The sequence below is a fragment of the Marinomonas polaris DSM 16579 genome, assembly GCF_900129155.1.
Lineage (GTDB): Bacteria > Pseudomonadota > Gammaproteobacteria > Pseudomonadales > Marinomonadaceae > Marinomonas > Marinomonas polaris.
Genome location: NZ_FQVF01000002.1, coordinates 1 through 13,121, shown reverse-complemented (window position 1 = coordinate 13,121; position 13,121 = coordinate 1). Strand labels below are relative to the sequence as shown.

Below are 13,121 nucleotides of genomic sequence, written 5' to 3'. Positions count from 1 at the left end.
ATTACCCCTCAAGTTCGTCTTCAGCTGGCTCTTTCTGCAACCAAGCGTAACCTTGAGCTTCTAACTCAAGTGCAAGGGAAGCATCGCCACTCTTAACGATTTTACCGTCAGACAATACATGCACGAAGTCAGGCTTAATGTAATCCAAAAGACGCTGATAATGCGTCACAACAATAAAGCTACGATCAGCAGAACGTTGGCTATTCACGCCTTCAGCAACTACTTGCAAGGCATCGATATCCAAACCAGAATCGGTTTCATCTAAGATGCAAAGCTTTGGCTTAAGCAATAACATTTGCATTAGCTCATTACGCTTTTTCTCACCACCAGAGAAGCCTTCGTTAACACCACGCTTCAAGAAAGCCACTGGCAAGTTAACTTGCTTACAAGCCGCTTTCGCTTCTTTCAAGAAATCAGCAGAAGTAATGGCGTCTTCGCCACGCGCTTGACGCTGCGCATCAACTGATGCTTTTAAGAATTCTAAGTTACTTACACCAGGAATTTCGACAGGGTATTGGAACGCTAAGAATAAACCAGCACGGGCACGGTCTTCCGTCTCCATTTCCAACAAGTCTTCACCATCAAGCGTCACGCTACCGCTGTCTACAGTGTAACCATCACGACCTGATAGAACATAACCAAGCGTACTTTTACCGGCGCCATTTGGCCCCATGATCGCGTGTACTTCACCTGGTTTGATGTCTAAATCTAACCCTTTGATGATCTGTTTTTCTTCAACGCTGGCGTGCAAATCTTTTATCGTCAACAAACTTTTCGTGTTCGACATCTTTAATAATTCCTTAACCTACTGAGCCTTCAAGGCTTATTTCTAGTAACTTGCCCGCTTCGACGGCAAATTCCATTGGTAATTCTTTAAATACTTCCTTACAGAAGCCATTCACAATCATGGATACGGCTTTTTCAGGATCAAGACCACGCTGACGACACAAGAACATCTGCTCGTCACTGACTTTCGACGTCGTTGCTTCATGCTCAATAATTGCAGAAGGGTTACGGCTTTCCACATAAGGGAAAGTGTGCGCTCCGCACTGATCACCAATCAACAAAGAATCACACTGTGTGAAGTTACGTGCGCCTTCGGCACCTGGATTCATACGAACAAGACCACGGTAACTGTTGTTACTTCGGCCTGCCGAGATACCTTTAGAAATGATGGTGGACTTGGTGTTTTTACCAATGTGAATCATTTTAGTACCCGTATCTGCTTGCTGACGACCACGCGTCAAAGCAACCGAGTAAAACTCACCAACACTGTTATCGCCTTTCAAAATACAGCTTGGGTACTTCCAAGTAACAGAAGAACCGGTCTCTACTTGCGTCCAAGAAATTTTGGCATTGGTATGGCAAATGCCGCGCTTGGTTACAAAATTGTAAATACCGCCTTTACCGTTTTCATCACCTGGATACCAGTTTTGAACCGTTGAGTATTTTATCTCAGCGTTATCCATAGCAACCAATTCTACAACGGCAGCATGTAGCTGATTTTCATCACGCTGTGGCGCCGTACAACCTTCGAGATAACTTACATGACTACCTTCATCCGCGATAATCAAAGTACGCTCAAATTGACCGGTATTTTGTTCGTTAATACGGAAGTAAGTAGACAATTCCATCGGGCAGCGAGTGCCTTTGGGGATATAAACAAAAGAACCATCAGTAAAGACAGCACAGTTCAACGCCGCATAGTAGTTGTCTTTCTTCGGAACAACGCTACCAATGTACTTTTTAACAAGATCTGGGTATTTATGCAGTGCTTCAGAAATCGGGCAAAAAATAACACCGGCTTCTTCAAGCTTTTCACGGAATGTGGTCACAACAGAGACAGAGTCAAATACCGCATCAACCGCGATGCCGGCCAACATTTGTTGCTCTATCAGAGGAATGCCAAGTTTTTCATAAGTACGCAGTAATTCAGGGTCAACCTCGTCCAAAGACTTAGGTTTGTCTTTCATACTTTTTGGAGCTGAATAGTAAGAAATAGACTGAAAATCTATTTTCGGATAATCAACCAATGCCCATTCAGGCTCTTCCATTTCTAACCATTCACGAAATGCACTTAGGCGCCATTCGAGCATCCATTCAGGCTCGCCTTTCATTTCAGAAATACGTCGGATTACATTTTCATCCAAACCGGGCTCAAATGTTTCTGATTCTACATCAGACACAAAACCCGCTTCGTATTCCCGTGCCAGCGCCTTATCTATCTGCTCAGTCATATAAAAACTCACTCAATTATAGTCACTAACGCACTGTGAATCAGCGCATTAAGCTCTACTAATTTATTCTCTATTTAATCAACAATGGCCGCGCTAATTTTGTCATTTTCAAGACAACGTTGTCGGCTTTCGAATTCTTGCCGTTCTGCAACTAGGCGCACATCATTTCGACGTACGAGTTGATCTAGGCTAATTTGATTTAAAAAATCGTGTATTTGATCGCTTAAATCACACCATAAATGGTGGGTAAGACAGGTGTTACCACTTTGGCAATCACTTCGTCCTTTACAACCTGTTGCGTCGACGGACTCGTTAACAGCGTCAACTATTTGCGCAACAAAAATATCATTATTCGAACGACTCAGACGGTATCCACCGCCGGGACCTCTCACACTGTTAACCAAAGATTTTTTACGAAGTTTGGAAAACAGTTGCTCAAGATAAGATAACGATATCCCTTGTCGACTCGAAATATCAGATAAAGACACTGGCCCTTGATCCGAATGCAATGCCAGATCGAGCATGGCGGTTACCGCATAACGACCTTTTGTTGTCAGGCGCATAAGCTATCCAATTAAAATTATTCAGTGAGGGTAAATAGTACACAAAACCTACTGTTTTGATCAAGTATTTACCTGACTATTTTAGTAGGTTATTACTCACAGCTAATAATTCGTGCGTATTTTACGTGCACTCAGGAAAAAACTAAACTATTGAATGCGTTTAAAACGGCATCGTCGCTATTTAGAAAGATCATGAGTGACAAAAGCCTTGTCCTTTTGGGCCAAACAAGCACACTATTAATTTCAATGAGTAGAACACAAAGGAAAGACCATGCCATCAAAACCTATTGATGAGAAAAAGCCTCAGGAAGAAGCACCTAAAAAAAAGCCAATCATGCTTATTGCCGCTTTTTTTGTATGCTTTGTTTTTAGCGTCGCAGCTTCTTCTGGCGTTACTTACTTTCTTGTCCAATCTTCAAAAGAAGACGTCCTAGTCAACGAAAAGATCACAGAGCAAAGTGCTGTACTCTCAAATTTTGAGCAATCGCTTTCCCAGCAAGATGCAAAAATAAAAGCGATCGAAGAACAAACCGATGTGCTTAAGCTTTATCTAAGACACAGTAGCGCAACAGCATTAAAAAATATTTTGGTCGATCAAGAACAAAATATTCAAGCTTATTTGAAGGTTATGAAATCGGCCATGCGAGACCTGTCTGAGCTCAGCCCAAGAACAATAGACTGGAATGACGAATATCAGTACCAGCTAGACCTGGCACTAAAAGGCAGCATAGAAAGAGAAGATTTGCTAAAACTACTAAAAACTGGCGAGCCAAACGAAAAGAGTCAGTAGCCGCCAATTTTCAACAACACACAAGGACGTATCCTTTTGCAATTATCGATAATAAAAAACACCAAGATACTAAAAATATACGATGCGGTTAAAACCAGCTTCTGGTTTACCCCATGCCTGATTTTATCACTCACTATTTCAAGCTGTACATTACTACTGTTAATTGATCTATACGCGGGTCTAAACTCGTTAAATTGGCTGAGTTTTCTATACCATGCCGATGCGGCTATCACTCGAGACCTACTCACCACAGTGGCTAGCAGCATGATGACGGTAGTAAGTATCACGTTTTCGATTACCATAGTTGCTCTTACCAACGCCTCATCACAATTTGGGCCAAGGTTAATTCGTAACTTCATGGAAGACTCAAGCACCCAAGTCGTACTTGGTGTTTTTATCTCCTTATTTATTTACTGCCTAATTTTGGCTCGAACAACCGATGATTTTGCTGGTGGAGCTTTCCTTCCGGGTCTTACTATTGCTGGCGCTATCGTCATGACGCTATGCGGTATTCTTTTGCTCATTTATTTTATTCATCACATTGCACTCAATCTGCAATCTGACAGCGTCATAGACAACGTTTATACCGAACTAAAAGACAGCATCGATCAGATTTTTAATTTGCAAAAAGAGGAAGAAGAAACAAGATCCTCAACAAATCAAAACAAAATTTCGGCAGCAAACCAAACAAAAGATAGAAACAAAGAAAACCAATTCAGAAGCCATTCATGTGGCTATATTCAAACCATCAACTATGCTGACCTCACCGATATAATGAGCAAACTAGATGGCCACATGAATATCTTAATCAATCCAGGGGACTTTGTGGTAAACCGGATGGTTGTTATGACAAGTGACATCAAACAATTTTCAGCAAAAGACGAACAAACACTGCACGAATGTTTTACCTTAGGTCCAAAACGCACACCATTACAAGACCCTGAATTTGCCGTTCACCAACTGGTTGAAATAGCCTTAAGAGCCCTTTCACCCGGGATAAATGATCCATACACAGCTATCGCCTGCATAGATAAACTCACAGCAGCAATTTGTGATTTGACTCAAAAAAACTTCCCCGAAGGCATAACCTATGATGAAGAAGGAGTAGAACGAGTAACCTACAAAACGACATCATTTGAAACCCTAGCCAATATCGCCTTTGACCAAATTCGCCAATATTCACAATCGTGCCTAGCAGTGCGTTTGCGTCAATTAGAAGGTTTGATTCGTATTGCTGAACAAGCAAATCATGCAACTCATTGGTCTTTTGTCCGTCATCAAAAGCTCATGATCGAACATGGATTAGAGCAACAGCAACTAATAGACTTGGACAGAAAGGAAGTATCCATCCGCCTACAAGCCTTGAGTAAACTATTAGATAATGCGTAAAAAACCAACAATGATTAGCCTGTATAAAAAGCTAATCACCTGCGAGACGAAGTGACAAACTGATTGGGTAATGATCAGAAGAATGAATATCTGTGTGAACATGCACGTCAACAACGCCTAATCCACGGCAATAAATGTGATCAAGATGACGGAATAAATGACTTAACCTTGGCTGGCGAGTTATGTCCACTTCTTTTAACGAGCATGAAATAGCTAGCTCATCAAAATACTGCATTCTTTTTTTGTTCCAAGTATTAAAGTCACCGGCCAATAATATCGGACCACTATGATGCTCTAGAGCCTGAAAAGCTTGGTCAAGATGCGCTCTGAATTTTTCGAAAGAAACAAAGTTAATCATGTGAGTATTGATAACGAGCAACGACTGTTCAAAGGAAGATTCTGTTGTATTTGCTAACGGATACTCGGTCGCCAACACCATTTTTTTAGTTTTAGTAATAGGCTCACTATGAGTAGATGCTGAAAAAAAATGCTTATTTGCCACAACGCTTGATCCGGTTTTAACACCCGTTTCAATATTAGATTTTACGTTTTTAAAGCTGCTTGCCATAATCCACTGATGTTGCGAAGAATGATTGAACATTTCATCAAAGGGGGAATTTAAAATAGCCTCTTGCAATAAAATTAAATCTTTATTATCAATGAGGGAAGCAAAATCGCTCTGCCAGCCCTTTCGTTTGCATTTAAACACATTCCACAACAATACCTTGATGTCTGGCCCTATCACCTGTTTCGAAGCGCTACCCATTATTTTTAACGATTCAACAGTGCTGTAACGACTTTTCATCATAAAAAATAGCCTTTAAAAATGATAACGACAACGAACAAGGATTCGCATTACAAATACGGAGAAAACAAACGAAATAGGTTATTACGGATTTTCTTGTAGATAGATAAGCCTCGAACATCCTCTTCTAGCACACCTTCAGCATTGAATTTTTTGGACTCAAATAATTCCGTCAGCTGCCCATTCAGATTCTTATCAAAACACTCTAAATTGATTTCGAAGTTGAACTCTAGACTTCTGGCATCCCAGTTAGTAGAACCTATGAATGACCAGACATCATCAATAAGCACTATTTTACTGTGATCAAATGGCCGCTTATTTTTATATATTTTTATACCATGCTCTATGATTCTTGGATAATTGGCTTCCATAACCCAATCTACAAATAGAATATTACTGTGCTCCGGTACAATAATTTCAACAGCTACACCACGCAAAGCTGCAGCATGAAGAGACGTCATTAATGTTTGGTCTGGAATAAAATAAGGAGTGATAATCTTAACGCTTTTTTGCGCGCAAACGAGTGCGTTAATTAATGTCCAACGAATCCTATTATGATGCTCATCGGGGCCGTCTTGAATAACTCTAGCGACAACGGATTTATCATTTTTTACCTTCGGAGTGCTTGGGCTATAGGAAGGAAATTGAATCAACTCTCTTGTAGCAAAGAACCAGTCCTCTATAAAGACTTGGCTAATTTGATCAATAACAGGGCCCGTCACCTTAAAATGAACATCATCAATCGGGTGTTTTGCAGACTTAACTAGATTACTTTTACTGATATTCATGCCACCAATATAAGCTTCCTCACCATCAACACAGAGTATTTTTCTGTGGTTTCTTAGATTAATAAAACGAATGCTTGTAAACGAAATCGCAGGTAAAAATTGTGCCGTTCTCACACCTCGTTTCTTTAATGCCCTATCTGATTTGCGCCAGCTGTAACCAACTCCAATGCCATCTAACAAAACATGCACTAACACACCACGCTGCTGCGCTTGCGCTAATGCGTTAACGAATTGACGCCCAAGTGAGTCGTAATCAAAAATATAACTTGATAAAACTATGTGATGTTTTGCAGCTTGAATCGATTTTATCATCGCTGGATAAGCATTATCGCCGTTAACAAGGGGCTCAATACTATTATCATCAACATAATTCACTGGATGAATAGCGTACCCCGCGATAACAGATGAATGCCAGTTTTCAGGTAGGCAGTGAAAATCGATACAATCCTCTTTATAGCGAAAATCTTGTTTGAGTGTTTGAGGATGCTCTCTCTTTGCTATGCGCCTAATGCGGTTTATGCCAAACAACCAGTAGAACAAACTGCCTAAGACAGGCGAAAATATCACCAGACCTATCCAAGCAAGGGAAGTACGTTCGTTTTCTTTGAATAGCAGCACATGCAAGGATGTCACAACAGACAAACCGATATGCAACACGACGATAATAGTTACCCAATGAAAGCTAACCCATTCAAACAATGCTTCTAATACCTGCATAAACTCCAACTCTAATAATGTGTTGCCAATAATCGTTACTTTTATCAACTATTTTATATGTGATAAGTTACACCATTAATCAACGAGATAAAGTGATTTACAGAAAGCTTACGAGGTATTCGGGCAAAAATTAAGCTCAAGATATCAGCAATAATACTAAAACAGCGACCCAAAGGCAGAAACACATGACCAATGACCGAGACATTATTGCACGACTACGTGAGCGAATTCCGACCTTCAAATGCAAACCAGGCTGTCACGATTGTTGCGGACCTGTTACAGCTTCTTCGGAAGAAATGTTACGCCTACCAGTTAAATCGGATGCAGAGCATGACACAGCTTTAGAGGAGCTTAATTGCGTCCACTTAGGGCCGAATGGTTGCGAAGTGTACGATGAGCGCCCGCTAATATGCCGACTTTTTGGTACTACACCAAAAATGGCTTGCCCTAATGATTGTGGTCCAGAAACCATGGTTGATTCTAAAATTGAGGATCAGGTTCATCACTACATAGCCACGACTAGGCAAGTGTTAGTGTAAATATCCATGCTTAATAAATAATGAGAGTGATGAATCAATATCTTTAACCATCACTCTCTAAGTCTTTTACCTAATTATAATGAGCAGGCCAACAAGGTACCCTGCTTAATAGCTCGCTTCGCATCCAATTCAGAAGCTACATCCGCCCCACCGATGAAGTGAACAGCATGGCCAATCTCACGCTCTAATAATCGGTTTGGTTCTTGCCCTGCACACACGACAATAGTATCGACTTCAAGACAACGAGCTTCGCCATTCACCGTTAAATGCAGTCCTTCATCATCAATACGCTGATAATCACAGTCTGACAAAAAGACGACGCCTTTTTTCGACAATTCTGTACGATGAATCCAGCCTGTCGTTTTGCCTAAGTTAGCTCCCACTTTGCTTTTCTTACGTTGTAATAAGAAAACCTCGCGCTCAGCTTTTTCAAACACCGGCTTGATTCCTTCAACGCCTCCTCGAGCTGAAAAACTCATATCAACGCCCCACTGAGTCATGAAGTCTTCAATCTTTTGTTCTTTATGAGCTACCGAATGAATTAAGTATTCACTGATATCAAAGCCAATTCCGCCTGCACCAATAACGGCAACTCGTTTACCAACAGGGTGACCACTCATCACATCTAAGTAACTCATTACTTTTTGATGCTTTACGCCTTCAATCTCCGGGGTTCTAGGTAAGATACCGGTTGCTAGTACAATTTCGTCAAACTTTTCTCTTTTTAGAAGTTCACCATCGACCCGGGTATTCAATTGAAGGTTAACGCCTGTCAGTTCTACTTGACGCGCAAAATATCGCAAAGTTTCATAAAACTCGCCTTTACCAGGGATGCGTTTGGCGATATTAAATTGCCCGCCAATTTCCTTGCCCGCGTCGTATAAAGTAACAATATGACCGCGTCTTGCCGCTGTGGTAGCAAACGCTAAACCTGCAGGGCCAGCTCCAACAACGGCAATACGCTTAGGAGAATCAACTGGTGTAATAATGATCTCAGTTTCATGACACGCTCTTGGGTTGACCAAACAAGATGTCATTTTTTGATCGAACACATGATCCAAACAGGCTTGATTACAAGCAATGCAGGTATTAATTTCGTCGGCACGGTTTTGCTCTGCTTTTAACACAAATTCAGGGTCGGCAAGGAAAGGTCTCGCCATAGACACAATATCCGCATCACCACGAGCCAGTACTTGCTCTGCCACTTCTGGCGTATTAATTCGATTAGAGGTGACCAAAGGCACAGATAAGGATTTACGCAGTTCCGCCGTCACCCAAGTGAATGCCGCTCGCGGCACTTTGGTAGCAATTGTCGGCACCCTCGCTTCGTGCCAACCAATCCCTGTGCTTATAATGCTGGCGCCAGCTTTTTCGATGGCAAGACCAAGTTTAACCACTTCTTCAAGATCACTACCGCCTTCAACAAGATCCAACATAGAAAGTCGGTAGATAATAATAAAATTACTGCCTACGGCTTCTCGAATTCGTCTCACTATGTCTGTCGGTAACTTGATTCTATGATCGTACTCTCCACCCCACTCGTCCTCACGCTGGTTTGTTCGAGCGGCAATAAATTGGTTCAATAGATAGCCTTCTGATCCCATCACCTCAACGCCGTCATAACCCGCTTTTTTAGCTAAAGTAGCGGCATTGATAAAATCAGATATTTGTTTTTCAATGCCTTCTGGAGTTAACGCCTCAGGCTTAAAAGGATTAATCGGTGCCTGCAAGGCAGATGGCGCAACCAGTTTTGGATTATAAGCATATCGGCCCGTATGCAAGATTTGCATGCATATTTTCCCGCCTTCTGCGTGCACTGCATCGGTAATGATTCGATGCTTTTTAACATCTTCCTCAGATGCCATTGTCGCCGCACCAGCGTAAACAGCACCTTCAGAGTTAGGTGCAATGCCACCAGTAACAATAAGCCCTACTCCGCCACGAGCACGCTCAGCATAAAATACGGCCATTCTCTCGATTCCGCCCTTCACTTCCTCTAAACCTAAATGCATCGATCCCATCAGCACTCTATTTTTTAGCTGAGTAAACCCTAGATCTAATGGTTCAAATAAATGTGGATACGTTGAATGGCTCATAATCTGACTCACTTTGTTTATTATTTTTTGGTATTGCAGCTGCCCGCATGCAATTTTGACACTGTCAAGATAGGTTTTCATTTTGACATTGTCAAGATAGAAGTATTTAATCAGCCCATGTCGACATTAAAAACACAGTATCATCACGGTGATCTCACCAAATCATTACTTGAATCCGCCTCTTTAATCATCAAAGAACAAGGCGTCGAAAGTCTAAGTATGCGCAAACTTGCAGACACTGTTGGTGTTTCAAGAACGGCGCCTTACCATCACTTCAAAGATAAAAACGCGCTGCTTTGCGCACTAGCAGAACAAGGTTTTTACGAGCAAGCGAAAATGCTCCACTCTTTGCGAGCACAAAAAAACACCGCTGAAGAAGGTTTCAAAAAATATGTTCACGCTTATTTAGAATATGCGCTTCAACATAATGAAACTTATGATCTTATGTATGGCAGAACGCTATGGAAAGCTGGCAATCCAAGTGACTCGCTAAAAGCAGCTTCTAAGCAAACATTTAAAGCATGGATTGATTGGGTGGAAGAGTTACAAGAGCAAAATATCCTTCCAAGTAACAATACGCCACTCAGAATTGGACAAACAACTTGGGCTAGCCTTCACGGACTAGCCCGACTGTTTATAGATGGCATCTACCTAGATACAGAAGATTTAACAGATATGGTTGAACAAATGATTAAAAACCTTTGTTCAACCAGCACCTAAATTGGATCGGGTATTAGACATTAATTGCTCTTTCTTTAATCGCCTAATGTCCCTATGACTTAAATACAATAACGGTGTAATAACAAAAAGCGACCCAATGAAAACACCTAAGTCTGGTGTTTCACCAAATACCCACCAACCTAGCAAAAATGCAAAAATCAACCCTGAGTATTCAGCGCTAGTGACTTTACTCGATGCCACATAACGGTACCCAATAAGACAGGATACGCTGTATAAAATAGAACAAATTGAAGATACTGCCGCGTAAATCAAGATTTCAATTTCAAACGTTTCTCCTTCCCAAAATGCTAAACCACCGGCCAGAGGCAAAGCAAAAAGCTGAGTAACAAATAAACCATAAAGCATACTTTGCTCTTGAGGCAGTTTTTTAATCAATAGACTATTCGCTGCTAACACAACCGCAAAAAGAACCGCGCTTATCATGGCAAACGTCACTTCAGTCGGCCTTAAAATTACCAAAGTACCAATAAAGCCCAATACAGCAGCAAGTACGACATCCACAGTTAAGCGCTCTTTATAGAAAAAAGCGCCAAAAAGCATTATTAGAATAGGTGCAGTGTAAAACACTGCATTGGCTGTCGCTAAAGGCAATTCAGCTAAGGAGATAACGAGAAGAACAGCCGCTAAAACCCATATATTCCCTCGAATAAAATGCCACTTTAAACCCAAGGTTGCCATTGACCTAGGTGAACTTAAGTATTTAGCCACTGCGATAGGACAAAGAATAAGGCACATGAAGACTGCACGAAAAAAGGTGAACTGAAAAATAGCCACATCAACGCCTGCCATCTTAATAAAGACATCGCACAAGGTTGCAAAAAAGCTTCCTAATACAAGAATTAAAATAGCACTGCTTACTGTACGACCCGACACAACTTATCTCCTAGAGAGCACGTATTATTCGCATCAGCTTAATGAGTACATGCCATTAGATAAAGTGATATATTTACCACTAGTATTAGTTATTTGGATAATAAGAATATGCTTCCTCCTCTAAAATCACTTCCCGTCTTCGAAGCTGTTGCTAGGCTAAACAGTTTTTCTCTGGCTGCTAACGAACTCAATGTCAGCCAGAGCGCAGTCTCCCACCAAATAAGAATTTTAGAAAACCACCTAGGGGAAAGTCTCTTCCATAGACAAGGAAGAAACCTAGAGCTAACAAAAGAGGGGAAACATTATTTAGATTCTATCAGCAATTCATTGCTGCAAATTGAAGAAGCGACAAACCATATTAAAGGCCAACAGAAAACCAACATCAGACTAGCTGTATACAGCTCGTTTGCTGTCTATTGGCTCATACCAAGACTTCCAGAGCTGAAGCACTTATATCCAAACTTAGAATTAAGCATTGAGATGAGTCATGGCACTCCGGATCTTTCCGATCGAACTGCTGACTTTTTTATCACCACAGAAAAAGAAAAACGAGGATTTCTATTTGAATCTCTCTATCAAGAAGAGTTATTTCCTGTTTGCAGTCAAAGCTATTTTGAGACGATTAAGAATAAATTGGGAGCAATAACCCATCAAGAGCTAGTAAATAAATTAAGCTCGACTCCTAGCTTACTTGCTCAATTCCCACTTATTACTTCATACAGCATCTATGATCGTCACATAGAAGACTGGAAGCGGTGGTTTGCTAGTTTAAAACACACCTTACCTGAACACATTCAATTTCATCGATTCAGTCACCTTATGCTGGCTTATGAAGCCGCAAAACACTCGTTAGGGATCGCACTTGTAAATGACTACATGATGAGTGAAAAACATGATGAGACAACTCTAATAAGACTCCCTTGTAGCTCATTCAAGACTGGAGACAACTTCTATATAGCTTACAAAGAAAGTCGAAAAGATGAAGACGCAATAAGATACTTGAAACGCTGGCTAAAAGAAGAGGCTAAAACCCTAGCTAAAGTATAATGAGATTGAAGAAACGGAACGAGGGCCGGATTTTAATGCTGCTGTCGCTAGGATTCTGAATTATAGACTAAACTAAAAACGGCATTATGTGTAGAGAGAACGACGACCTTCAATGATCTCAAGCTTTGCTTCATCCCCTTCGGGCATCCTGCGGATGTCTTCCACTGGTTCCTTCGGACTATGGCGTAAATCCAAAAGTAGTAAAGAGACAGATGACGTGGTTCCAAAACAAAAAAAGCCCTGACAGCGTTAGCTATCAGGGCCTTCTTAATATAAAGCTTGACGACGACCTACTCTCACATGGGATCTCCCACACTACCATCGGCGATGGCGCTTTTCACTTCTGAGTTCGGGATGGGATCAGGTGGTTCAACGCCTCTATGATCGTCAAGCAATTCGTTTTGCGTTTGTTCCGAGGTGCACTGTGTTGTGCGCTGACGTTTTATCGTTAGCTTGTCTCAAAACACGCGAATACGTGCTTGGATCTTTAACAATTCTTTTTTGAAATAGCGATAACCAAGTATCAAACCGATGTT

Annotated in this window: 12 protein-coding genes and 1 rRNA gene; 5 read left to right on the top strand and 8 right to left on the bottom strand. The window is 41.2% G+C overall.

Going from position 1 to position 13,121, the window contains the following annotated elements:
• Nucleotide 1: 1 nt before the first annotated feature.
• From sufC to iscR, 3 genes are all read right to left on the bottom strand, one after another.
• A complete protein-coding gene (gene sufC, locus BUA59_RS00070) occupies nt 2-787 on the bottom strand; it encodes a Fe-S cluster assembly ATPase SufC (RefSeq protein WP_072837702.1) in 786 nt (261 codons plus the stop codon).
• A 13-nt stretch (nt 788-800) separates the two neighbouring features.
• Nucleotides 801-2,237 (bottom strand): Fe-S cluster assembly protein SufB, encoded by a 1,437-nt coding sequence (sufB, locus tag BUA59_RS00065; RefSeq protein ID WP_072837701.1) that lies wholly within the window; start codon nt 2,235-2,237, stop codon nt 801-803.
• 74 nt (nt 2,238-2,311) lie between these two features.
• Nucleotides 2,312-2,800, bottom strand: coding sequence for a Fe-S cluster assembly transcriptional regulator IscR (gene iscR / locus BUA59_RS00060; RefSeq protein ID WP_072837700.1), 489 nt, complete (start codon nt 2,798-2,800; stop codon nt 2,312-2,314).
• A 271-nt stretch (nt 2,801-3,071) separates the two neighbouring features.
• Between iscR and BUA59_RS00055 the strand changes: the two genes are divergently transcribed.
• Both BUA59_RS00055 and BUA59_RS00050 read left to right on the top strand, forming a co-directional pair.
• Nucleotides 3,072-3,590, top strand: coding sequence for a hypothetical protein (locus BUA59_RS00055; protein ID WP_072837699.1), 519 nt, complete (start codon nt 3,072-3,074; stop codon nt 3,588-3,590).
• 36 nt (nt 3,591-3,626) lie between these two features.
• Nucleotides 3,627-4,979, top strand: coding sequence for a DUF2254 domain-containing protein (locus BUA59_RS00050; RefSeq protein WP_175550726.1), 1,353 nt, complete (start codon nt 3,627-3,629; stop codon nt 4,977-4,979).
• Nucleotides 4,980-5,010: 31 nt separating this feature from the next.
• Here BUA59_RS00050 and BUA59_RS00045 read toward each other — a convergent pair whose 3' ends face one another.
• Complete coding sequence (locus BUA59_RS00045; protein WP_072837698.1) at nt 5,011-5,787, bottom strand: endonuclease/exonuclease/phosphatase family protein; 777 nt, start codon at nt 5,785-5,787, stop codon at nt 5,011-5,013.
• A 47-nt stretch (nt 5,788-5,834) separates the two neighbouring features.
• Nucleotides 5,835-7,289, bottom strand: a complete 1,455-nt coding sequence (locus tag BUA59_RS00040) for a phospholipase D-like domain-containing protein (RefSeq protein WP_072837697.1) — start codon at nt 7,287-7,289, stop codon at nt 5,835-5,837.
• A gap of 185 nt (nt 7,290-7,474) precedes the next feature.
• On the opposite strand from BUA59_RS00040, the gene BUA59_RS00035 reads away from it, so the two are divergent.
• Nucleotides 7,475-7,828: a YkgJ family cysteine cluster protein gene (locus tag BUA59_RS00035; protein ID WP_072837696.1), complete on the top strand. Its 354-nt coding sequence runs from the start codon at nt 7,475-7,477 to the stop codon at nt 7,826-7,828.
• Between the two features lie 74 nt (nt 7,829-7,902).
• On the opposite strand, the gene BUA59_RS00030 is transcribed toward BUA59_RS00035, so the two are convergent.
• Nucleotides 7,903-9,924, bottom strand: a complete 2,022-nt coding sequence (locus tag BUA59_RS00030) for an NADPH-dependent 2,4-dienoyl-CoA reductase (protein WP_072837695.1) — start codon at nt 9,922-9,924, stop codon at nt 7,903-7,905.
• A gap of 117 nt (nt 9,925-10,041) precedes the next feature.
• On the opposite strand from BUA59_RS00030, the gene BUA59_RS00025 reads away from it, so the two are divergent.
• A complete protein-coding gene (locus BUA59_RS00025; protein ID WP_072837694.1) occupies nt 10,042-10,644 on the top strand; it encodes a TetR/AcrR family transcriptional regulator in 603 nt (200 codons plus the stop codon).
• Here BUA59_RS00025 and BUA59_RS00020 read toward each other — a convergent pair.
• Nucleotides 10,630-11,538, bottom strand: a complete 909-nt coding sequence (locus BUA59_RS00020; protein ID WP_072837693.1) for a DMT family transporter — start codon at nt 11,536-11,538, stop codon at nt 10,630-10,632. The two genes, BUA59_RS00025 and BUA59_RS00020, sit on opposite strands and share 15 nt — an antisense overlap.
• A 108-nt stretch (nt 11,539-11,646) precedes the next feature.
• Here BUA59_RS00020 and BUA59_RS00015 point away from each other — a divergent pair, with 108 nt between their 5' ends.
• Nucleotides 11,647-12,585, top strand: coding sequence for a LysR substrate-binding domain-containing protein (locus BUA59_RS00015; RefSeq protein WP_072837692.1), 939 nt, complete (start codon nt 11,647-11,649; stop codon nt 12,583-12,585).
• 277 nt (nt 12,586-12,862) lie between these two features.
• Here the strand turns inward: BUA59_RS00015 and rrf are convergent.
• Nucleotides 12,863-12,977 (bottom strand): 5S ribosomal RNA (rrf, locus tag BUA59_RS00010).
• Nucleotides 12,978-13,121: the final 144 nt, after the last annotated feature.